This window comes from Diplocloster hominis (assembly GCF_032380655.1).
Lineage (GTDB): Bacteria > Bacillota > Clostridia > Lachnospirales > Lachnospiraceae > Diplocloster > Diplocloster hominis.
This window is the reverse complement of record NZ_JAWDIY010000001.1, coordinates 67,066-90,353: the sequence shown is the minus strand read 5'-3', so window position 1 is coordinate 90,353 and position 23,288 is coordinate 67,066. Positions and strand designations below refer to the sequence as shown.

20 protein-coding genes are annotated in these 23,288 nt (G+C 49.8%); 19 read left to right on the top strand and 1 reads right to left on the bottom strand.

What is annotated here, in order from left to right:
• Positions 1-3: 3 nt before the first annotated feature.
• Positions 4-222 carry a hypothetical protein gene (locus tag ABC831_RS00365; protein WP_343246310.1) on the bottom strand — a complete coding sequence of 73 codons (219 nt, stop codon included), beginning with the start codon at positions 220-222 and terminating at the stop codon, positions 4-6.
• 689 nt (positions 223-911) lie between these two features.
• Between ABC831_RS00365 and rpsL the strand changes: the two genes are divergently transcribed.
• The 19 genes from rpsL (at position 912) to ABC831_RS00270 (ending at position 23,119) form a co-directional block, all read left to right on the top strand.
• Positions 912-1,334, top strand: a complete 423-nt coding sequence (gene rpsL, locus ABC831_RS00360) for a 30S ribosomal protein S12 (protein WP_343246309.1) — start codon at positions 912-914, stop codon at positions 1,332-1,334.
• 192 nt (positions 1,335-1,526) lie between these two features.
• Positions 1,527-1,997 (top strand): 30S ribosomal protein S7, encoded by a 471-nt coding sequence (gene rpsG / locus ABC831_RS00355; RefSeq protein WP_238727421.1) that lies wholly within the window; start codon positions 1,527-1,529, stop codon positions 1,995-1,997.
• 110 nt (positions 1,998-2,107) lie between these two features.
• Positions 2,108-4,225: an elongation factor G gene (gene fusA / locus ABC831_RS00350; protein ID WP_343246308.1), complete on the top strand. Its 2,118-nt coding sequence runs from the start codon at positions 2,108-2,110 to the stop codon at positions 4,223-4,225.
• A gap of 141 nt (positions 4,226-4,366) precedes the next feature.
• Positions 4,367-5,560 carry an elongation factor Tu gene (gene tuf / locus ABC831_RS00345; protein WP_343246307.1) on the top strand — a complete coding sequence of 398 codons (1,194 nt, stop codon included), beginning with the start codon at positions 4,367-4,369 and terminating at the stop codon, positions 5,558-5,560.
• Between the two features lie 311 nt (positions 5,561-5,871).
• Positions 5,872-6,711 (top strand): hypothetical protein, encoded by an 840-nt coding sequence (locus ABC831_RS00340; protein WP_343246306.1) that lies wholly within the window; start codon positions 5,872-5,874, stop codon positions 6,709-6,711.
• A gap of 397 nt (positions 6,712-7,108) precedes the next feature.
• Entirely contained in the window at positions 7,109-8,026 is a 918-nt protein-coding gene (locus ABC831_RS00335) for an ROK family protein (protein WP_343246305.1), read from the top strand.
• Positions 8,027-8,077: 51 nt separating this feature from the next.
• On the top strand, positions 8,078-9,370 hold the full coding sequence (locus tag ABC831_RS00330) for a C4-dicarboxylate ABC transporter (RefSeq protein ID WP_343246304.1): 1,293 nt from the start codon (positions 8,078-8,080) through the stop codon (positions 9,368-9,370).
• A 69-nt stretch (positions 9,371-9,439) separates the two neighbouring features.
• Positions 9,440-11,593 (top strand): hydantoinase/oxoprolinase family protein, encoded by a 2,154-nt coding sequence (locus tag ABC831_RS00325; protein ID WP_343246303.1) that lies wholly within the window; start codon positions 9,440-9,442, stop codon positions 11,591-11,593.
• Positions 11,594-11,628: 35 nt separating this feature from the next.
• Positions 11,629-12,330, top strand: a complete 702-nt coding sequence (locus tag ABC831_RS00320; protein WP_343246302.1) for a beta/alpha barrel domain-containing protein — start codon at positions 11,629-11,631, stop codon at positions 12,328-12,330.
• On the top strand, positions 12,327-13,814 hold the full coding sequence (locus tag ABC831_RS00315) for a DUF4127 family protein (RefSeq protein ID WP_343246301.1): 1,488 nt from the start codon (positions 12,327-12,329) through the stop codon (positions 13,812-13,814). Before ABC831_RS00320 ends, ABC831_RS00315 begins: the two co-directional genes overlap by 4 nt.
• 67 nt (positions 13,815-13,881) lie before the next feature.
• A complete protein-coding gene (locus tag ABC831_RS00310) occupies positions 13,882-15,234 on the top strand; it encodes an FAD-dependent oxidoreductase (protein WP_343246300.1) in 1,353 nt (450 codons plus the stop codon).
• 1 nt (position 15,235) lies between these two features.
• Positions 15,236-15,838 carry a hypothetical protein gene (locus tag ABC831_RS00305; RefSeq protein WP_343246299.1) on the top strand — a complete coding sequence of 201 codons (603 nt, stop codon included), beginning with the start codon at positions 15,236-15,238 and terminating at the stop codon, positions 15,836-15,838.
• Between the two features lie 73 nt (positions 15,839-15,911).
• Positions 15,912-17,231, top strand: a complete 1,320-nt coding sequence (locus ABC831_RS00300) for a hypothetical protein (protein WP_343246298.1) — start codon at positions 15,912-15,914, stop codon at positions 17,229-17,231.
• Between the two features lie 178 nt (positions 17,232-17,409).
• Positions 17,410-17,976 (top strand): RNA polymerase sigma factor, encoded by a 567-nt coding sequence (locus ABC831_RS00295; protein WP_343246297.1) that lies wholly within the window; start codon positions 17,410-17,412, stop codon positions 17,974-17,976.
• On the top strand, positions 17,918-19,393 hold the full coding sequence (locus ABC831_RS00290) for a hypothetical protein (protein ID WP_343246296.1): 1,476 nt from the start codon (positions 17,918-17,920) through the stop codon (positions 19,391-19,393). Before ABC831_RS00295 ends, ABC831_RS00290 begins: the two co-directional genes overlap by 59 nt.
• Positions 19,394-19,697: 304 nt before the next feature.
• Positions 19,698-20,228, top strand: a complete 531-nt coding sequence (locus ABC831_RS00285) for an RNA polymerase sigma factor (RefSeq protein ID WP_343246295.1) — start codon at positions 19,698-19,700, stop codon at positions 20,226-20,228.
• Complete coding sequence (locus tag ABC831_RS00280; protein WP_343246294.1) at positions 20,225-21,028, top strand: hypothetical protein; 804 nt, start codon at positions 20,225-20,227, stop codon at positions 21,026-21,028. Before ABC831_RS00285 ends, ABC831_RS00280 begins: the two co-directional genes overlap by 4 nt.
• The gene (locus ABC831_RS00275; protein ID WP_343246293.1) at positions 21,019-21,906 is read left to right on the top strand and encodes an ABC transporter ATP-binding protein; all 888 of its coding nucleotides are present in this window, start codon (positions 21,019-21,021) and stop codon (positions 21,904-21,906) included. The genes ABC831_RS00280 and ABC831_RS00275 overlap by 10 nt, the downstream gene beginning before the upstream one ends.
• The gene (locus ABC831_RS00270) at positions 21,893-23,119 is read left to right on the top strand and encodes an ABC transporter permease (RefSeq protein WP_343246582.1); all 1,227 of its coding nucleotides are present in this window, start codon (positions 21,893-21,895) and stop codon (positions 23,117-23,119) included. Before ABC831_RS00275 ends, ABC831_RS00270 begins: the two co-directional genes overlap by 14 nt.
• Positions 23,120-23,288: the final 169 nt, after the last annotated feature.

Here is a 23,288-nt window from a genome sequence, read left to right as displayed (position 1 = left end):
TATTCACCAGGAACGCATGATGCGTTCCCGGTTCAGAGCCCCTTGCGTGTCGGCGTGGAACGCCGCCCCGCATCCTGACCCCGCCGGTCCGTTTATATTAAGCAGCAGCTCGGCCGCCCAATGCCCCGGCACACGGCCAATGATCCCTGCAGCACAGGAACAGCTGTTGCCGTTTGCCAGGGCCGCCAATGCCTCCGGCAGACCAGCCGTCTGTGGGAACATCCCCGCCGCCTCCGCTCGCTACTCTAATAAGAGCCAGGGTGGTTTGCAGCTAAGATGCAGAAAATCTTTAATTCGGCTTCGAACATCCTGTTGTGCAGGAGTTTTAGTCCAGACACATTACAAATCCCGCATTACTAACGCAGGGGAAAAAGGGGCAGGGGTTGTGGGGACGGCCTGGGACGGATTTGGCGCGGCGGTGTGTGGGATCTGGCCGCTCATGGGCCCGGGGAGCATCGTCCGTGTCCCGGGGCATTGGGCGGTCGTGCAGATGCTTAATAAAAACGGGCCGGCAGGTTCAGGATGCGGGGCGGCGTTCCACGCCGACACGCAAGGGGCTCTGAGCCGGGAACGCATTATGCGTTCCTGGCGAATGGCCCCGGTTCCTGGACCTGTCGGCCCGTTTTTATTTAGCAGCTGCCGACGCAAGCCCACAGCCCCGGGACACGGACGATGCTCCCCGGGCCCATGAGCGGCCAGATCCCACACACCGCCGCGCCAAATCCGTCCCAGGCCGTCCCCACAACCCCTGCCCCTTTTTCCCGTCCCAATAGATAATAAAATGGAAAAAATAAAAAAACAGCTTGACAGATAAGCACCCACCCATTATAATTATTTAGCGTGCATGCAGATGCATTATATTTGGCATACACAAAAAAGTTTGGGAAATCCACTATCAGGAGGTGAAAGAAATGCCCACATTTAACCAGTTAGTAAGAAAGGGACGTCAAACATCTGTAAAGAAATCCACAGCTCCGGCTCTGCAGAAAGGATTCAACTCTCTGCACAAAAGATCTACGGATATGTCTTCTCCCCAGAAGAGAGGTGTTTGCACCGCAGTGAAGACCGCAACCCCTAAGAAGCCGAACTCCGCTCTTCGTAAGATCGCCAGAGTTCGTCTTTCCAACGGAATCGAAGTGACCAGCTATATCCCCGGTGAAGGCCATAACCTTCAGGAGCATAGCGTTGTTCTGATTCGTGGTGGAAGGGTGAAGGACTTACCTGGTACCAGATACCATATCGTCAGAGGTACCCTGGATACCGCCGGTGTTGCCAACAGACGGCAGGCCCGTTCCAAGTACGGCGCTAAGAGACCCAAAGACGCCAAGAAATAATTCTTGTTGAGTATCACAAACAGAACTATGGTTAGTGTAGGTGTTTCATCCCTGTTTTCAATATGCATCAGATAACATCATGAATTACCGCACGAACACATTAAGTCCATAGAACGACACATGTGAGTACCGATGAATTAACCGAAAAGAAGCTGCCGGAAAAAGGCGGCAAATGTTAAGGAGGGAAGTAACGTGCCACGTAAAGGACATACTCAGAAAAGAGATGTATTAGCAGATCCGTTGTACAATAACAAAGTAGTCACCAAATTAATCAACAACGTTATGCTGGATGGTAAAAAAGGTGTTGCTCAGAAGATTGTATACGGAGCATTTGACAAAGTAGCTGAGAAAACCGGGAAACCGGCGATCGAAGTATTCGAAGAGGCTATGACAAATATCATGCCTGTACTGGAAGTAAAAGCGAGACGTATCGGCGGCGCTACCTATCAGGTACCGATCGAAGTTCGTCCCGACAGACGTCAGGCCCTGGCTCTTCGCTGGTTAGTATTGTATTCCCGCAACAGAGGCGAGAAGACAATGGAAGACAGACTGGCAAATGAGCTCATGGACGCAGCCAACAACACAGGCGCATCCGTGAAGAAGAAAGAAGATATGCACAAGATGGCAGAGGCGAACAAAGCATTCGCTCACTATCGCTTCTAATCTGTTGCCGGATTGTATATTCAGAGTAAAAAGTCTGCTTTTTGCTCTTGCGTCTGCGGATCTGCCCGGGAGGGCAGGTTTGCAGCACTAGATTTAAGGAGGAAAATCCCTTGGCTGGAAGAGAATATCCGTTAGAGAGAACCAGAAATATCGGTATTATGGCGCATATCGATGCGGGTAAAACCACATTGACCGAGCGTATTCTATATTATACCGGTGTGAATTACAAGATTGGTGACACTCATGAGGGTACTGCTACCATGGACTGGATGGAGCAGGAACAGGAAAGAGGTATCACCATCACTTCAGCCGCCACCACATGTCACTGGACATTACAGAAAGAAAACAAACCTATGCCGGGTGCTCTTGAGCATCGTATCAACATTATTGATACTCCCGGACACGTGGACTTTACCGTTGAGGTAGAACGTTCCCTGCGTGTACTGGATGGTGCGGTTGGCGTCTTCTGTGCAAAGGGAGGCGTTGAGCCTCAGTCCGAGAATGTATGGCGTCAGGCTGACAAATACAATGTACCCCGTATGGCATTTATCAATAAGATGGATATCATGGGTGCAGACTTCTACAATGCTGTAGATATGATTAAGACCAGATTGGGTAAAAATGCGGTTCCGCTTCAGCTGCCGATCGGCAAGGAAGATGAATTCAAAGGCATTATCGATCTGTTTGAAATGCAGGCATATATCTATAATGATGACAAGGGCGAAGATATCAGTATCGAAGCCATTCCGGAAGATATGCAGGCACAGGCTCAGGAATATCGCACCGACCTGATCGAAAAGATCTGTGAGACGGACGATGAACTGATGATGGAATATCTGGAAGGAGAAGAACCTTCTGCGGAGGCATTAAAAGCGGCTCTTCGTAAAGCTACCTGCTCCTGTGAAATTATTCCTGTCTGCTGCGGTACCGCATACCGGAACAAAGGTGTCCAGAAGCTTCTGGATGCTGTTCTTGAATATATGCCCTCACCTATCGACATCCCTTCCATTACCGGAACGGATCTGGACGGTAACGAGGTGGAGAGACATTCTTCCGATGAAGAGCCTTTCTCCGCTCTGGCATTTAAAATCATGGCTGACCCGTTCGTTGGTAAACTTGCATTCTTCCGTGTGTACTCCGGTACCATGAACTCCGGTTCTTACGTATTGAATGCGACCAAAGGCAAAAAAGAGCGTGTGGGCCGTATCCTGCAGATGCATGCGAACAAGAGACAGGAACTGGATAAGGTATACTCCGGTGACATCGCCGCTGCGGTTGGTTTCAAACTGACCACGACGGGTGATACGATCTGCGATGAGCAGCACCCGGTTATCTTAGAGTCCATGGAGTTCCCGGAACCGGTTATCTCCGTTGCGATCGAGCCTAAGACCAAAGCAGGTCAGGGCAAGATGGGGGAAGCGCTGGCGAAGCTGGCGGAAGAAGATCCCACCTTCCGGACGCATACGAATCATGAGACCGGCCAGACCATTATCGAAGGTATGGGCGAGCTGCATCTGGAAATTATCGTAGACAGACTTCTGCGGGAGTTCAAAGTAGAGGCAAACGTAGGCGCTCCTCAGGTTGCGTATAAGGAAACCTTTACTAAGTCCGTGGAAGTGGACAGCAAATATGCGAAACAGTCCGGTGGACGTGGACAGTATGGACATTGTAAGGTTCGTTTCGAGCCGATGGATGCCAATGCGGAAACCACATTCATCTTCGAGTCCGCGGTTGTCGGCGGTGCGATTCCGAAGGAATACATCCCGGCTGTCGGCGAAGGTATCGAGGAAGCTGCGAAAGCAGGTATCCTGGGCGGGTATCCCGTTCTTGGTATCAAAGCTACCGTATACGACGGTTCTTACCATGAGGTCGACTCCAGTGAGATGGCATTCCACATCGCCGGTTCCCTTGCGTTCAAGGACGCTATGTCAAAAGGAAATCCGGTACTGTTAGAGCCGATCATGAAAGTGGAAGTAACCACGCCGGAAGACTATATGGGCGATGTAATCGGTGATATCAACTCCCGCCGTGGCCGTATCGAAGGTATGGATAACATCAACGGTTCCGAGCTGATCAAAGCATATGTACCGCTTTCCGAAATGTTCGGTTACGCTACCGATCTTCGTTCCAAAACACAGGGCCGTGGTAACTACTCCATGTTCTTCAACAACTATGAGCAGGTGCCGAAGTCCGTACAGGAAAAGATTATCGCTGATAAGAATAAATAAGACGAAATCAGCCCATAATTTAGTAAATTAGGCTTGAATTTATTTCCGTTATGAAATATAATCAAAAATAGCCGATTAGTATCCAAAAACCAGTAAAAATAAGCCCGTGAGGCAAGATATTTATAAGGAGGACGTTTTAAAATGGCTAAAGCTAAATTTGAAAGATCCAAACCGCATTGTAATATCGGTACCATCGGTCACGTAGACCATGGTAAAACTACTCTGACCGCTGCTATTACCAAAACTCTTCATGCAAGATATGGTACCGGCGAAGAGGTAGCTTTCGAGAATATCGATAAAGCTCCTGAAGAGAGAGAAAGAGGAATCACGATCTCTACCGCTCACGTTGAGTATGAGACCCCCAACAGACACTACGCTCACGTTGACTGCCCCGGACATGCTGACTACGTTAAGAACATGATCACCGGTGCTGCTCAGATGGACGGCGCTATCCTGGTTGTAGCTGCTACCGATGGTGTAATGGCTCAGACGAAAGAGCATATCCTTCTGTCCCGTCAGGTAGGCGTTCCTTACATCGTTGTATTCATGAACAAATGTGACATGGTAGACGACGAAGAACTGCTTGAATTAGTAGAGATGGAAATCAGAGATCTGTTAAGCGAGTATGAGTTCCCTGGCGATGACACACCTGTTATTCAGGGTTCCGCTCTGAAAGCTCTGGAAGATCCCTCCAGCTCATGGGGAGATAAGATCCTTGAGTTAATGGAAGCTGTTGACTCCTGGGTTCCCGATCCTCAGCGTGACACTGACAAACCTTTCCTGATGCCTGTAGAGGACGTATTTACGATTACCGGCCGTGGTACTGTTGCAACTGGTAGAGTAGAGCGTGGTATTCTGCATGTAAATGAGGAAGTTGAAATCATCGGTATCAAAGAAGAGTCCAGAAAGACTGTTGTAACCGGTATCGAGATGTTCCGTAAATTACTGGACGAAGGCCAGGCTGGTGATAACATTGGCGCACTGCTTCGTGGTGTTCAGAGAACTGAAATCGAAAGAGGACAGGTTCTTGCAAAACCCGGCTCTGTAAAATGCCATAAGAAATTTACCGCTCAGGTTTACGTTCTGACCAAAGATGAAGGTGGACGTCATACTCCTTTCTTCAACAACTACAGACCTCAGTTCTACTTCAGAACAACTGACGTTACCGGTGTTGTAAATCTTCCGGAAGGCGTAGAGATGTGTATGCCTGGCGATAACGTAGAGATGAGCATCGAGCTGATCCACCCGATCGCTATGGAGCAAGGTTTAACCTTCGCTATCCGTGAAGGCGGACGTACCGTTGGTTCCGGCCGTGTTGCTACGATCATCGAGTAATCATTGATTTAGAGCCAGATAGTAAAATAAGCACCGCAATTCCTTGGGAAACCAGGGGGTTGCGGTTTTTTTGACGTGGTTGGCATTATTATTAAACTTGCCTGCCGGCACAAATAGGAACGATATGAAGTAGAAACGTAAGACAGATGGGGTTAAAAACGGCAGAGAACAGCGGTATGGCGATAGTAGTGTCTGTTAAATAGTGGTGGATAAGTGGTAAAGGCAGTGGTATAATCAGTGTAATTGATAGAAAACTGTCGGGATAATAGATGCCTATTTCTTACTAAACAGAGAATAACAGGAGCAGATAAATGAAGAAGATAACCATAGCTACTTATGTTTCTATTTTAGTTGTATGTTTGACACTTTCTGCCTGCAGCACAAAAGAGCAACCGCCAGAAACAAAAGAGCAACCGGTAGAAACAAAACAACAACCGCTAGAAACACAGCAACAAATTACAAATCAGGGGAATGGATCAGAGAATAATGTGGAAGATGACATGGAAATGGATGATACTGCAGAACTTCATGGTCCTTCAAAAGAGGAAGTTCTTGCTATGCGGGAAACGGTATTAGAAGGAATGTCCGATGAGGAGATTGAGAGGCTGACTGAAAATATTAAGGTTGCGAACCTCCGGTTAGAATCTGCGTATTTGAATGATAACATTTTTGATAAGCTGTCAGATAAAGATAGCTTGTATTGGAATTATTTTGATCAAAAGGGTGACATACAAATAGGCTGGTCCTATGACGGCAGTTATTCTGAGATGAAAACGATTATGGAGAATGAGGGTATTTCTGAACGTGAATTCAACGAAAAATATGGAGAGCCGGTAATCGAATACAACAGATTTGACGCAGCTAATTTCATAAACCTGGTTCAAGATATGCAGGAGTCGGTTCATAACGAAAAGCTCATTGCAGACCTTCAGCAGTTGATTGATCTGACAAGGATTGCGGCAGAAACTCACGAAATGGAGTATGCCAATGCGATTTATAAAATCCTTCATGATTTAGATTACTTTCTTTTAAGGTATGGAATGGAAGATGTTGGAAAGTTTACTAATGATGGCGGCGTGGTATCAAGGTATTATGGAGTACTCACTGCTTATGGGGCAACCCCTTTTGTGCCAGATGCAGAAAAGAAATAAACCTGAGGCTAATAAAATTGAGGTAGCAGGTATAGAAATGCTGCTGACGTGAAGCTGCTTTATCCAAGAGAGTACGGTTCGTGATTAATTGATGGGAACTATCACTACAGAAGTTACATTGAAAATGCATGTAAGGGGCTGTTGGGAAATTAGAGTTTGCATACCAGCTATTGATGTGAAACGCAATCCTGTTCCATATCAGGTATGACTCATTCATTTCCCGGCAGCCCCTTTTACGATGTTCCTGTCAGCCCACGTTTCTAACCTGTATAATTTTTTAACATAGGTAATTTTTTAGCGGAGAGGATATTGACAGATGCTTTTCCACAATGTTATAATCAATTCACAAATACTTTTTACGAGCTTCGTAAAAAGTTCCTACCGGAGATGATAACGTATGCTGGACCAGTTAAAGATTAAAAACCTGACGAACATATTGGTATGTCTGTTTTCGAAACAGAAGGCTACAAAAGCGGAACTAGTACAGTGGACGGGGCTTAGCAACTCTACCGTATCATCCACCGTGAACAGCCTGCTGAAGCTGAACCTGTTGGTATGCGCGGGGATGGAGGATTCCATAGGCGGAAGACGCTCTACGATTTACCGTCTGAATAAGGATTACGGGGAATTCATCGGTGTGGATATCAAAGAGGGAGAACTGACCCTGGTGGTAACGGACTGCGAGAATAATATCCTGCAGCGGTACAGCTGGGAGATGGATGGGTCTCAGCCGGTGATTGATCTTCTGACCGGAGCACTGGAACAGACCATAGCCGGATGCACGCATGTATTGGGGATCGGTATCGGCCTGGACGCCCAGATCGACCACAAAGAGCAGGTGATACGCCATTGCGACGTATGTAACTGGCATTACGTCCATCTAAAAGAGATCATTGAACGACAGTTTCTGATTTTTACATATCTGGATCACCGGGTCAACGGCGCCGCTGTCCGGGAGGGAGTCATGGGCAGGGCCTGCGGGCTCAATAACTATCTGTGCTGCTATGAATCCGTGGCACAGAAGGTGGCACTTGTACTTGACGGGCAGATCTGCCGGGGGCACCGGAATTATACAGGCAGAATGAAGGAGCCGGAAAATTTGATACGGTCAGCGGAGACGCTGGTTCATTTTCTGGATTTGTCGAAGGTTTTTATTGGATACCGAACAGAGGAACGTAAAATAGAGCTGCTGAAACTGGCACAGGCCATACCCGAGAAAGTCGTCTGTTTTCCGGAGACAGAAGACACGATCCCGGTTGGAATGGCGGCAGTGGCACAGAAGGAATGGTTCCAGTCGATCTATTTTATGCTCTGATGTAATGTATAAATGCTAAAAACTGTATTCATCTAAAAGAGGAGGGTTTTTATGATTACTGCGTTGATTATTGTCATTTTTGTAGCTATGTGTGCGCTTATGTACACCAAAAAGCTGTCTGCCCTGTTTGCTTTGCCGCTGATGGCGTTCCTGATCGCCCTGGTCTCGGGCATCCCGTTTATGGATGTCAGTGCTGAAGAACCCGGGATCATTACACTGCTGTTTGTAAACGGCCCTGTTCGTCTGGGCTCTGCCATGATGATGCTGATATTCGGCGCGATCCTGGCACAGTATGTAAAAAATGTGGGGATTGCACAGGCATTGGTACGCAAGGTATCCGAACTGGCCGGTGACCGGCCCCTGGTACTGGGAATTTCCTTTTTCCTGGTGTTAAGCGTTCTGTTCACCACACTGGGCGGTTTGGGCTCCGTAATTATGATCGGAACCATCGTACTGCCGATTATGACATCCGTTGGAATCAGTTCCCTGGGTGCAGGATGCATCTTACTGCTGGCCCTTAGCACCGGCGGCATTTTCAATATGGCTAACTGGGGCCTGTATATCGACGCGTTCGGACTGAGCGCGGATGAGATCCGTAATTTTGCCTGGCCGCTGGGTGTGATCTTTGTCATCATGGGAATTCTGTTTGTGGTGATCCAGACCAAGTTTGACGGGAAACTGTTCGGGAAAAAGAAACTTGCGTGGGCAGCTCCCGCACAGCCGGAAGAAGCTCCCGCGCGTAAGGTTAACATTCTCGCTATGCTGACACCCCTTATACCGCTGGTTATGGTATTGGGATTCAAGATTGATATTATTGCCGGGTTTGTGACAGCGATTATTTACTGTATGATCACCACGATCAACAGGGATACCATGAAAGAACTGACCAAATCCGTTACCCAAGGTATCGCGGATTCCGCAGGAGCCATTTTCCTGATTATCGGGATCGGCATGCTGCTCATGGTGGTGATGGACGCCAGAGTGACTGCCCATATCGGGCCGGCACTGGCGGCGATACTGCCTTCGAACGCATTTGTGTATGTGATCTTCTTCGCCATTCTGGCGCCGTTAGCACTGTACCGCGGGCCTCTGAATGTGTGGGGACTTGGGCTTGGAATCGGTGCTGTGATGATGGCTACCGGAAAATTGTCCGGCATGGCTTTGATGGCTGCTCTGATGTCTACGGGACAGCTGCAGGGCATCTGCGATCCCACGAATACACACAATGTGTGGACCGCCGCGGCTACCGGAACGGATGTAAATGATATTCTGCGTAAGACGCTGCCGTATGTATGGGTGGCAGCCATAGTCGGATTGATTGTGGCCGGTGTTATGTATTTCTAAATGATGGGAGATGGAAGGGCAATCGGAACGCAGCATTGCTCTTCCATTTGAAAATGGAGGATTAGCAGCATGAGAAACTTAAGGATCGGGATCGATGTGGGGGGGACCTTTACCCACGCAGTGGCTGTAGAACTCCCGGGAAACCAGGTGATCGCCCATGCGGTCACGCCTACCACGCACACTGCAGAAAGTTCTGTGTCTGAGGGGATCATTAAGGTCTTTCGGGAAGTGATAGAGAAGTCCGGCGCGACACCCGAAGAAGTCTGTTTTGTGGCGCACAGTACCACCCAGGCCACCAACGCCCTGCTGGAAGGAGATGTCTCGAAGGTGGGAATCGTGGGCATGGGGAAGGGACTGGAGGCAGTAAAAGCAAAAACAGATACACAGATTAAGAGCCTGGAATTAAGCCCGGGCAAATTTCTTCAGACCAGCCATGTATACCTGAACTCGGACCCAAAAGTGTTTGCCAGGGAACAGGTGGAGACGGCGGTACAGAAGATGAAAGCGGAAGGCTGCCAGGTGATCGTGGCCAGCGAGGCTTTCAGCGTGGACAATGTGGAGAACGAACAGACGGTGACAGCGGTGGCGGCCGAAAACGGACTGCCTGCAACTGCCAGCCATGAGATTTCCCAGCTGTATGGGCTGAAGGTGCGCACGCGTACGGCGGTGGTGAATGCCAGTATTCTGCCGAAGATGACTGCCACGGCGGAACTGACAGATGAGAGTATTAAGAAGAGCGGGATCAAAGCGCCGCTGATGATCATGAGAAGTGACGGCGGTGTGATGGATCTGGTTCAGATGAAGCAGCGCCCGATCCTGACGATGCTCTCGGGACCGGCCGCAGGGATAGCGGCCGCGCTGATGTTTGCTAAGGTCTCCGATGGAATCTTCCTGGAAGTCGGCGGTACCAGCACGGATATTTCCGCCATCAAAAATGGTAAGGCCATGATCAAGAGCGCCAATGTGGGCGGCCATCTGACCTACCTGAAGACGCTGGATTCCCGTACTGTGGGAATAGGCGGCGGCTCCATGGTGCGCATGGACGGCCCGAAGGTGATCGATGTGGGCCCGCGAAGCGCCCATATCGCAGGACTGGGTTATCTGGCTTTCAGCGGGGAAGAAGAGATCGCGGACATCCGTCCTGAGCTGATCCAGCCCATGCCCATGGACCCCGGGGACTATCTGGTTGCGGTGAATGAAAAAGGAAAGCGGTTTGCCGTAACCCTGACCGATGCTTCCATCGTGGCGGGGATGACGAAGCCGGGAGATTATGCCTATTCCCATGAAGAAGCTGTGAGAAAAGCATTCGATCAGCTGGCCGGACAGTTTCAGACCAGCGCAGAAGTCCTGGCCCGGGATATCCTGGACAAAGCCATGTTGAAAGTGCGGCCGGTAGCCGAGGCGTTATTAGAAGAATATGAGCTGGACCGGGATCTGGTCTCCCTGGTGGGTGGCGGCGGAGGTTCTACCGCCGTGGTGCCGTGGCTCAGCAAAAAGATGGAGATGAAATATCTCATTGCCCGGAAGGCGGAAGTGATATCGGCCATAGGAGCGGCGCTGGCCATGTTAAGAGACAGTGTGGAGCGGACCGTCGTGGAGCCCACGGAAACAGATATCCTGTCGATACGCAAGGAGGCCATCGGCCGGCTGGAGAGCATGGGAGCTGATCCCGCTACGATCGAAGTCCAGACAGAGGTGGAACATTCGAAAAATATTCTGCGGGCCATCGTTACCGGAGCGTTTCAGATGGATAAAGATGCGGCGGATCTTAAGCAGGCATCAGAGGAAGAGCTGCTGAAAAAAGCGGCACAGGCCTTTAAATCACCGGAAGGGGAGATCCGCGCGGCCCAAAAGACCAATGGGCTGACCGTATTTGAACGGTGCCGGGAGAAGAAAAAGCTGTTCGGCCTGCTGTCGTCAAAAGAGCTGGATTACCGTATATTGGATGATTATGGTGTGGTGAAGCTGCAGGTAAATCATGGCTATGTGAAGCAGACCTGCGTGAAGAATGCGCAGGCGGGGATTGCAGAATTTATTGAAGATAAGGCCACTTACAATGATGTGGGCATGATATTGCCGGAAGTCTTTCTTCTATACAAAAGCCGTATCGCCGATTATTCCAGTATCTTGGATTTCGATCAGTTAAAAGGCCTGATCCGTATCGAATTGCAGGGACTGGATGAGGAGGAACCGGTTGTGTGCGTGGTCAGGACCCGAAAATGAGAAGGCATATGCCTTGGAAAGGAATCGCGAATAATATGAACACCCGTTATTTGGATATGTTACAAAAGAACAGCATGACTCTGATCATGAGCCTTCCCGCCAATGATCCGGAACTGGCCCGGGCCGCCTGGGAATATGGGGCGGATGTGGTGAAGGTACATATAAACGTGGATCATCATGCCAGCAAGACCCATTTTGGAAGCTTTGAAGAAGAAAAAGAGGCGCTGCTTCAGATCCTTCAGGAGGCCAAAGGCCCCTGCGGGCTGGTGGCGGGCGGAAATCTGGAAAAAGCCCGGCAGGATTACCGTGCTGCGGCGGAGGCGGGCTTCGAATTCGTATCCTTATACGCGAAGCACACGCCCCTTGAGATTCTGGAGAGCGGCCTTATGTTAAATATGATAGCCCTCGATTCCGAATATACAACGGACGAAGTGCGCGCGCTGGATAAAATCGGAGCGCATGTTCTGGAAGCATCTGTGATGCAGCCGGACACCTACGGGCAGCCACTCTCAGCGAAAGAGCTGATGGAATATTACACCATCTGTTCCAATACAGAACTCCCGGTAGTGATTCCCACGCAGCGGGCGGTCCTGCCGGAGGAAACAGCCGCACTGCAGCGCTGCGGGGCTAAGGCGGTGATGATCGGCGCGGTGGTAACCGGGAAGACGAAGGACAGTATCGCCCGCAGTGTGTCCGCGTTCCGGGAGGCGATCGATCAGCTGCAGGTGAGCCTATGAAAATCTGTTTCCTGCCGCTGGATTCCCGGCCCTGCACGAGCCTGTTTCCCAGGCAGCTGGCGGCGCTTAGGGGATGTACACTGACGGTACCTCCGGAAAACCGGATGGACTATTTCAAAACGCCTTCCCAGACAGAAGAAATATGGACCTGGTTAGAACGGGAGACAGCAGATGCCCATATCCTGGTATTATCCGTGGAGCAGCTGGTTTATGGGGGACTGATTGCCTCCAGAGGCGGCGGCTGTCCGGCGGATCAGGCAAAGCGATCCCTGATTCGGCTGGAACGGCTGAAAGAGAGAAGCCCCCGGCTTAAGATCTACGCTTCCAATGTCTTAATGCGCACAACGGTGAGTACGTTAAGCCGAAAGAGCCAGATATGGTGGGAACAGATCGCGCGCTATTCCGGCCTTAAGTATGCGGCCATAACGGAAAAAGGAGAGAAGCAAAAACAGGCGGAAAAGAACCTTGAGCTGCTGGAAGCAAAAATTCCTGCCTCTGTACTGGAGGAGTTCCTTCTGGCGCGTCAGAGAAACCATATGGTAAATATGGAATGTGTCCGACTGGCGAAGGCAGGGGTATTTGAGCGGCTGCTGATCCTGCAGGAGGATTGTTCCGCCCTGGGTCTGCAGGTGCTGGAACAAAATGAGATCCGTGAGGCTGTGAGAGAGTCCGGTTTGCAGGAGAAGGTGTTTCTGCACAATGGGACGGACGAAGCCGGCATGGAGCTGGTTCTCTATGCGCTTAGCGCAGGGACCGGGACGGATAGCGGCGTAGGGATGGATATACGCATAGAGTGGCTGTGGGAAAACCGCGGTTTTACAGCAAAGTATGAGGACCGTCCGTTCACAGAGAATCTCAAAAGCCACATGCAGGCAGCGGGAATACGCGAAACAAAAGAAGCGGATCAATGCCTCCTGATTCTACCGCCCAGGTCGGTACAGGGCGATTACTGCCCGAAATGGGAGAACCCGGATAGTTATACACAAGAAGAATACGAGGCTATGGCCCAAAGCGCCGCCTCTTTGATCAATCAGGGAAATCCCTGTTATCTGCTGGATGTAAGCTATGCCAACGGAGGGGACCTCCGGTTCATGAAGCAGCTGGCCCGGATGACGGAGCCGGACAGATTGTGCGGGTACGCGGCCTGGAATACGGCAGGGAACTCCCTCGGTACGATCCTGGCACAGATTCTGGCCTGCCGGGGCCATAATACGCAGGACAACCAGCGTTTTACGGCAGAGCGCCTTTTGGATGATCTGCTCTACCAGGCGGCCGTCCGGCAGACATTTTCAGAACGGCTGGCTGGGTCCGGGGAAGATGTATGGTGTCTGAAAGATTTAAAAGGGGCAGAGAAGCTGTTGGAACAGGCGGTGCAGATGCACCGGGCTGACTTTGAGGCGGTATTTGCAGGTAAGCTGCCGGAGTTTTCGATTCGTCTTCCCTGGCCGCGGGTCTTTGAGGCAGAAGTAATAGCAGACAAGTGATCGTTCCTCCCGGTTGAGCTGCTTTATCGTTAGAAGCGAAATAAGAAAGGATAAAGGGGTTGTTGTTGTGAAGAGAATCTATGATGTGATTGTCGCAGGAGCCGGACCCGGAGGGATGACCGCAGCCCTTAGCGCTGCGCGGAACGGCATGAAGGTACTATTGATCGATCGTAATGGCTGTCCGGGCGGTATGAATACCAGCGGTATGGTATGCCCTCTTATGACCTTCCATGCGGGGGAGAAGCAGGTAGTAAAAGGGCTGGCGCAGGAGATCGTAGACCGGCTGGCCAAAAGGGGGGCTACCCTGGGACATATCCCGGACCCGATCGGCATGGTCTCGACCATTACGCCTATTGACCCGGAGATGTTAAAATTGGTCTATTTCGAGATGCTTGCGGAAGAACCGAACATTAAAACCCTGCTGTATACGGTGCTGGAATCTGCGCAGTGCGAAGACGGTGTGGTGAAAAGTGTCACAGTATTGAATAAAAGCGGTAAGACGGTGTATCAGGCCAAGACCTTTATCGATGCCACAGGCGACGGGGATCTGGCAGTGGCATGCGGGGCGGACTGTGTGCTGGGGCGAAGCCGTGACGGAATGACGCAGCCCATGACACTGATGTTCACGGTGGGGGGAGTGAATCTGCCGGAGACGGTGGATTATGTCGAGAAGAATCCGGAGCAGTTTATTCTGAATAAAAAATGTGATCTCAGGAAGTATCTCGCGGTATCCGGGTTCTTCAACCTGGTGACCGAGGCGCAGGAAAAAGGGGAACTGACCCTGCCAAGGGACCGGGTCCTGTTCTTCCAGGGGGTCCATGAGGGGGAGGTCCTGGTGAATATGACGAGGGTTACCAAGCTGTCCGGCGTTAACGCGAAGGATCTGACGGCAGCTGAGTTCGAAGCCCATAAGCAGGTGGATGAGATCCTGCGCTTCTTCCAGAAATATATTCCCGGGTTCCAGAACTGCTATCTCAGGGTGGTGGCGTCCGTTACCGGAGTCAGGGAAAGCCGGCGTATCGTGGGAATCGAGACGCTGGAGCTGGATGATGTGCTGAACAATGCCGTCAGTGAACGGAGTGTGGCGGTCTGCGCATGGCCTGTGGATATTCACGATCCTGTGGGAAATGAACTGAACTGGATGAGGAAAGCAAAGGCCTGCTGCTATGATATCCCCTATGGGGTTATGGTTCCGAAAAAGCTGAAAAACCTGCTGGCTACAGGACGCTGCATTTCCGCCACTCACGAAGCGCTGGCATCGGCACGGATCTCGGCCACGGCTATGGCTCTGGGCGAAGCAGCCGGGGCTGCTGCTGCGATCGGGGTTAAGAACGGACTGTCCTTTGCCCAGGTGGATGTGGGCGAACTGCAGAAGAAACTGCTGGCCCAGGGGGCTGTGCCGGGAAAGAGCTGGCTGTGATATGAAAACGCCGGAAGTATGCCGGGAAAGTAAGGCTTGTGATAGGAAGGCCCCTGATATATACCAGGAAGCCAGGAAACTGGATTTTTCTCTTTGGCTTTCTTCGCCTGTATTTGCCCGTATACCCGCAGAGGTGATGGAAGCCTTCTACAGCGGAGCGGTGGAATACGGGCGGAGCCTGGCTGTCAGGTATCCTGTGGGTCAGGAGGATATTGCAGCGGCGATTCTGGAGCTGGGGGTGGCGCGCATCGTGCCGTATACGGAAGCGGACCGGAAGGGGAACGCGCCCAAGGCTTATTATGAACCGGAAAGCAGAGAAATACATTGGGATGACCATTTCGCGCAGCGGCTGCTGGCCCTTCCGAACGCATATGAATGGGTCGGGGACAAAAGGCAGATCGATACCGCCATACTTCTGCACGAGACCTTTCACCATCTGGAAGAAACGAGAGAACGGCCGGCAGATGCATGGCTCCGGGAGAGATACGGCCGCAGGTGTATGCCTGTTTTCCGGGAAATCGGGGCATTTGCGTTTGTGAATGAACAGATGCCAGGATATTGCTGCCAGATGATGGATTATCTATGGGTACGGCGGGACAGATAATACCGGGGTGATTCGGTTTTACAAATAGGAGATAGATAGTTAAATAATGAATGGTTGATTGGAGGGGTTCTAAATGATAAAAGCAATAAAATCTGCGTTAAAATCTGCAGTGCTGGCTTTCATGCTGACAATAAGCATGGCGATGCCGGTAATGGCGGAATCCAATAATTACACAAATGCGGCGATTCCGCCTGAAGCGGCAGCGGAGAACGAGGCGTCTTTTACATTGAAGCATAAGATCTATATCGAAAATTACGCCAACGGGTCTGTAAGTTATGTGGATCTGGAAGGCAAGCACACCGTGATCGGAAAAGTATACCGTCCGGCCCTTACCGCGAAAGATTCCAGCGATGGTTTTTGGGCCGCCCACTATGATAAAGCAATAGACGGAACGTTTTCCTGCGTCACTGCTGCCGGGGCCAATGCCATGCATCTGAAAATGGGGCCGGAGGCCAGTTATGATCCGCTTAACGCCGGAGCATGGAAACCCAAGCAGATCAGTGTCGGTATCAAAGAGGATTACGATCATGCCAATGGAAGCTACAGCGACGCGATGATCTATACTTCGGTCCCCGGCGGGACAAACATTTTCGGCGGTTCCTGCGCGCCCTATGTCGGGAACCCGGTGAAATATCTGAATGCGGGCGGGACCTGGGAGACGCTGGACAACTATTTCCAGGGAGACTATACAAAGCAGATTCCCAAGCGGCTGCTGATCGAAGTGTATCAGGCTTCCACGGCAAACGGGTCCCCGGATTACATAGAGTTCGAGAACTGGGCGGCCGGCGATACGGTGGGTGGTATTACGAAGATCGGCAACGGGCATGTGACGGTTCATTATCCTGATGATACGGCTAAATATATCGCGGATGTGATTCAGCGTGTACAGGGAACCGGAAGGTTCACAGGCAGCGAATACGCGGATGTGGGACGTCTGCGCGCGGCACATCCGGGGGTCATCTGCTTTTCCACTTCCCCGAAGGTGGGATTTACCCATGATTCGGGCCTGCGGGGCGGTTTTCAGTTCGTGCCCGCGAACCATGCGAAGTATTTAAGTTATGACCTGGGACAGGATTCCTTTATCGGGAGAGATCAATGGGGAATCATAGCCCACGTGGGGGCTGACGCAAATGATCTGTACAATCCGGATTATATCATCGACGGCCATGTCAGCTACGATCCGGTATGGGAGGGTGTTGCGCCGCTGTTCGCGGAATATATTACGCCGCGCAATATTCCCGGTAATCAGGACGCGTCCACTTACTTTGTCGTCTCAGATGATTTTGGGCAAACCTGGCAGGAATGTCCAACCATACAGGGCGTCACGGATAAAACAGTGTCGCCGGTAGCGGACTGGACCAATATTCGGCTTTACCTTCGCTATCCAAACTAAAGACTGCAGGGGCTGCTGCAATAAGCGCATATACAGGAGCGCGTATTTTGCAGCGGCCCCTGTTTTTTCTTTGTCTTTAGCGGTGGCGGGTGATAGAATGATAGTGATTATTATGTATGAATCCTGCGACGCTTTCTTTCTAAAATCCTACCTATCAAGTGAAAGGAGAGAAACCTGTATGGAAGATAATAAAATAATAGATTTATTTTGGAACAGGTCGGAGAGGGCGATCACAGAAACCAGAGAAAAGTACGAACGGCTGTGTATGAGAATTTCCATGAACATCCTCCACAATATGCAGGACGCGGAGGAATGTACCAATGATACTTATCTCAGGCTTTGGAATGTAATTCCCCAGGAGCGGCCGGTCTACTTCAGCGCGTTCCTGTGCAAAATCACCAGAAACCTGTCGCTTGGCAGACTGAAATATTATATGGCTAAAAAAAGAAATATGGATGTGCTGCCGGTCTATGAGGAGCTGGAAGAAGTTCTGGGAGACTGCTGCGATCTGTCGGAGCGGATCTCACAGCAGGAGCTTGTGGAGACGATCAATGTTTTTCTGGGAGGTTTATCACTGGAAAAAAGAAATATATTTATCAGAAGATATTTTTTCTTCGATACGGTTTCGGATATCGCATCCAGGTATAAGCTGACGCAGAGCAAAGTGAAATCAATTCTCTCAAGAGATGGAAAAAAACTGCGCCAGTACCTGCGGGAAAGGGGATACGGTGATGAGAGCAGATAAAATAATAGAAGCGATGGGCCAGATTGATGATTCGTATCTATCAGCTGCCATCAACTCTGGAACACAGGACGGACGTAAAGCCCGCGAACGGACAAAAAGGTATGCGTATTTAAAATGGGCGGCCATGATAGCGGTGGTAATTGGGATTTCCTTCGTGGCTGCGTTCACTGCGAATGCCCAGTTCAGGGAATGGATCATTTCACTGTTTCAGTTTCAGGAAACAGAGGAGGTGCCTGCGCAGACGGTTCCGGCCCAGGAAAAAAGTGACGGGATGAATGACGGGGACGGCCATATCGATCTGTATGCCGCCGATACACTGGAAGAGGTTTTCGACGTACAGTATCTTCAGTCTGATTCCTATCTGGATATGACAGATCAACTGTTTTATTATGTAGACGGGGAGGGGAACACCCTATTCTATGCCGCTGTGCAGAATGAATTCGTGCCGGTACCTTCTGCGAGAATCGAAGCGGAAGTATCTATGCTGGGAGTGAGCGGACAGATAGATTACGATTACTGCCGGTATCAGGGGAAACCTGTTATCAGGGAACGGGAGCGGGACCGCTTTGAGACGGATGAAAAGAGTGATGCCCAGTTCCTGCTGTCGGTATCCAATGATAACCAGCTGATTTTGACACTGTATAAAAACCCCCAGAGGGATGAGTATTCTTATTCCACAGTTTATGATATGGATACCGGTAAAATAAGGGATCTGTTTTCCGGGATTTTTGTGGATGGAAGGGAAATTAAGGATTATGCTGTGCTGAGGAGCTGGGAGGATGCGGGAAACGGACTTTACACGGCTGCCCTGGGAAATGAGATGGAGAGTACCCAAATATATCTGATCGATACATCGCAGAAACAGGCGGTTTCCATGCGGGATCTGACGGGGATTACCGATATTTCTTCCGTCAAAGCGGTGGACGGGAAGCTTCTGATTGGGGAAGACTGCCCGGATGGTACATTTAATTATTACTGTTATGATTATTCGGAAAATACATGTCTGACTCTGTATGACCATGCGCAATATTGGCAGTCAGAGGCTCAGGAGCAGGATGGCTTGAAAGTGAAGTTCTCCGGAGGGCGGTATGATTGTGTCATGGAGGCGGGCCGGATCTATTTAGTAGATGAAGTAACGGGTAAAAGGATGAGTGTGGAGGGGTTAACAGAGGAACTGGCGGAAAGCATCATTGTCAATGAGGCGGATGATAAAGTCCTGGTTTCCGCATTTTCTGAGGAAGGGATCTCCCGGATGGGTGTCATCGACGTGAAAAAAGAAGTGTTTTACCTGCTGGAGCGGAAGAACAGGACCGGCGCCCATGAATACTCGATCGGTTGGAATGGGGACAGTATTATGATAAACGCGGCGGATGAAGAGGGAACGAAAAGCTATGTATATTTGTATACGTTGAGATAATGATTCATTGCGATAAATGGACTCGTTGATCTGAATGGATTCTTTGAGATAAATAGATTCTTTGAGATAATTAGATTCGTTTGGAAGAGTGGGGCTGTCGGGAAATGAATAAGTCTTACCAGATATGGAATATGATTGCAGGTTTTACATCAATATCTGGTATGCAGATTTTATTTCCCGACAGCCCCATTTGATTTTTGACGGACGTGACACAAAATATGGATACAGGGCTATCCTTTTTCCTGTGTTTTCAGTTATACATAGTATAGAAGCGCTTTTAAATGAAATGGAAAGGAGGGGAACCATGGATAAGGATTTTCTTCTGGTCAGGAAAATGAAAAACGGGGATGAGGCAGCTATGGAGATATTTGTCCGCAGGTATTATCCGGTCATTTTGCGGTATTGCCGGTATCATATAGCGGGAAGCAGCGGCAGCATGAACGCGGAAGATGTGGCGCAGGAGACATTCGAGCGGTTTTTCAGATCTCTTACGGATTATCAGCATCAGGGAAAGGCGGTTCATTATCTCTATGTCATCGCGGGCAACCTGTGTAAGGATTTTTATAAAAAGCAGGCCGGATCTCTGATAACGCAGTATCAGATACCGGAAGAAAATCCTATTGGCAGCGTTGACGTAAAGGTGGACATGGAACGGGCGTTGGAAAGGCTGCCCCACGAGTTGAAACAGGTTATTATATTACATTATTTTCAGGGGCTTAAGCTAAAGGAGATAGCCGGTATACTGAATATCGGCCTCCCTCTGGTAAAATACCGCATAAAAAAGGCAAAAGAGCTGTTAGCCAAAATATTAGCAGGAGAGGAGGAGAAGTTATGAAGAAGAAAGACCGGAAAATCGAGAAAGAGAATTTTAAAGACCGATTGGTAGAAGCGAAATTGCGGGAATACAAAAACAATCAGCCGGATCTGCCGATCAGGGAACATGAAATCCAGCGGACCTTACTGATTGCGGAAAAAGCATTTTTTCAATCCATACAGGAGCGCACAAACTCATACTTTGATTTTTTGTTCCAGCAGGCTGCTTATCTGCGGAAACGCTGGTGGGTATTACAATTTATCATACTGGTGGTTTTGTGGCGGATTCTGTATTCGGCCGGCAGCAATTATTATGTCCAGAGGAGTATGGGGGTACTGGCTTCCGTCTTTGTTATTCTGGTAATCCCCGAATTGTGGAAAAACCGGAGCAGCAGTTCAGCGGAAATCGAAGGTACGGCATTTTTTTCGCTGCGTCAGATTTATTCGGCCAGAATGCTGCTGTTCGGTATGGTGGACGCTGTGCTTTTGAGTGCTTTCTTTGGAACGGTATATCTGACGGTACCTATCACAATAGAAGAGATCCTGTTTCAATTTTTCCTTCCTTTTAATGTGACGTGCTGCATCTGCTTTCGGACACTGTGCTGCAAAAGGATCGCTTCGGAGTATTTTGCTGTGGGGCTGTCCCTTCTGTGGATCGCGGTCTGGATTCTGATAATTTTAAAAGAACCGGTGTATGCGGCGCTGTCCGGGCCGGTCTGGGCCGGACTCACCGGCGGCTCTTTCCTGTATCTGATCTATGCGGTTTTGAGGGTGCTGGGCCGGTGCAGAAATGATTGGGAGGTTCATACTATATGGAATTAAAAATAGAAAATCTGACAAAAAACTATCAGGATATAACGGCGGTTAAGAATGTGACGTATTCCATGCATCATGGGGTATATGGCTTGCTGGGAGCCAACGGCGCCGGTAAAACAACATTTATGCGGATGCTGTGCACGCTGCTGAAACCATCAAACGGCGCGATTACCTGGGACGGAAAAGATATCTTTGCCATGGATGCGGAATATCGGAAATTACTGGGTTATCTGCCCCAGGACTTTGGATTTTATCCCGACTTCACGGTACAGGATTATCTGATGTATATCGGATCGATCAAGGGGATTCCGACTGCTGTTGTGAAAAAAAGAATCGGTGAATTACTGCAGCGGGTAGGGCTTACCCAGATGCGGACGAAAAAGATGAAAAAACTGTCCGGGGGAATGAAACGAAGAGTTGGCATCGCGCAGGCGGTGCTGAATAATCCGAAAATATTAGTGCTGGATGAGCCCACATCAGGGCTGGACCCCAACGAGCGGATTCGTTTTCGAAACCTGATCAGTGAGCTGTCCCAGGACAGGCTGGTTTTGTTATCCACCCATATTGTGTCGGACGTGGAATACATCGCAAATGAGATCCTTCTGATGAAAAACGGAGAGATCGCCCATTCCGGCACACCCGCAGGCATCATGCATACGTTACCGGTAAGGGTATGGAGCTGTCTGGCCGGGAGGGAGGAATTAGAAGCCTACGCAAGACAGTATCAGATCGCGAATATGAAAACGGTCACTGAGGGGGCCGAACTCCGAATCCTGTCGGCTGACCGGCCATGTCCGGGAGCAAAGGAGGAAGATATGACGCTGGAAGATGTTTTCCTATATTACTTTGGAGAGAGGGCAGGTGAGGAAGATGCTGCGCTATGAACTGAAAAAGATCTATATGAGAACGGGAAACCGGATTGCGGCCCTTCTGCTGATCTTTCTTTTGGGGATCGTATGCTGGCTGGGGATTACCGGCGTTGAGTATATAGATGAAAATGGGAATAACCATACCGGTTATGCCGCGGCTCAGAAACTGCGGGCGGTGAGGCAGGAATGGGCAGGGCCGCTTACGGAAGAAAAAATAAGTAAAGTGATCGGGGAAAATAACAGAATCAATGCGACGCCGGAAGCCCAGTCTGAGGATGTACAGGAGAATAACAGGGCGTTTGGCTGGAAGCAGGGGATATATGACATACGGAAGCTGCTGGTCAATGCGTACGGAGAATTCCGGGAGTATGATTATTATATTCCGGACTTTTTATCGCCAAAAGATGCTGGGGATTTCTATCCCAACCGGGTCAGGCAGTTGAAGAAATGGCTGTATACGGAGGCGAAGGATCAATTCACGGAAAAAGAGAAAGTATTTTTAATCCGGAGATATGAGGAATTAGAAATCCCTCTGCAATATGACTATGCGGAAGGATGGAAACAATTGTTGGAATGCGCGCCGATGCTGCTTATGGTGATGGTGCTGATACTCAGCTTTCCGCTGGCTAATATTTTTCCGGGCGAGTTTCAATGGAAGGCGGACGCGGTTTTTTATACGTCCTATCATGGGCGCGGCAAGGCGGTTTCAGCGAAGATAAAGGCGGGGCTTTGTGTAATTACGGGAGTTTATTGGATGGCCGTACTGCTGGTTACGGGAATCATACTCGGTGTTCTGGGGGCTGACGGCGCCGGATGCCCGATACAGACAGGGAGCGCCGGATGGAAGAGTTTTTATTCCCTAACTTATTGGCAGGAGTACTTGCTGATTATGATCGGAGGGTATCTGGGCAGTGTATTTATTTTACTGTTTACCATGCTCCTGTCAGCCAAGACCAAATCGTCGGTGGTGGGGGTCATCATTCCCTTTGTGCTGATCTTTCTTCCGACCTTTCTGTCCGGAATCGGCGGCGCGGGAGTACGCAAGCTGCTGGGGCTGTTACCGGATCAGCTGCTGCAGATGAACCGGGTAGTTTCCTATTTTAATCTATATGATATCGGCGGAATGATATGCGGCGCGGTTGGAATTCTGCTGGTCATCTATGCCGTCTTGTCTGTGCTGTTATGTCCGTTCATATATCGGGTGTACAGGAAGGCGGAAGTAAATTAAAAAAATTTTATAGAAAGGGATCTTAACCGGATAGAATGTTAATATCATCTAGGTCTTATAGAAATTTTATCCATTTGCTTTCAGGAAAAATAAATCTATAATATTACTAACCTCATCGGGGTTGGTAATTGCAATTGCCCATGTATAATGAACTATCTGATATCCCGGG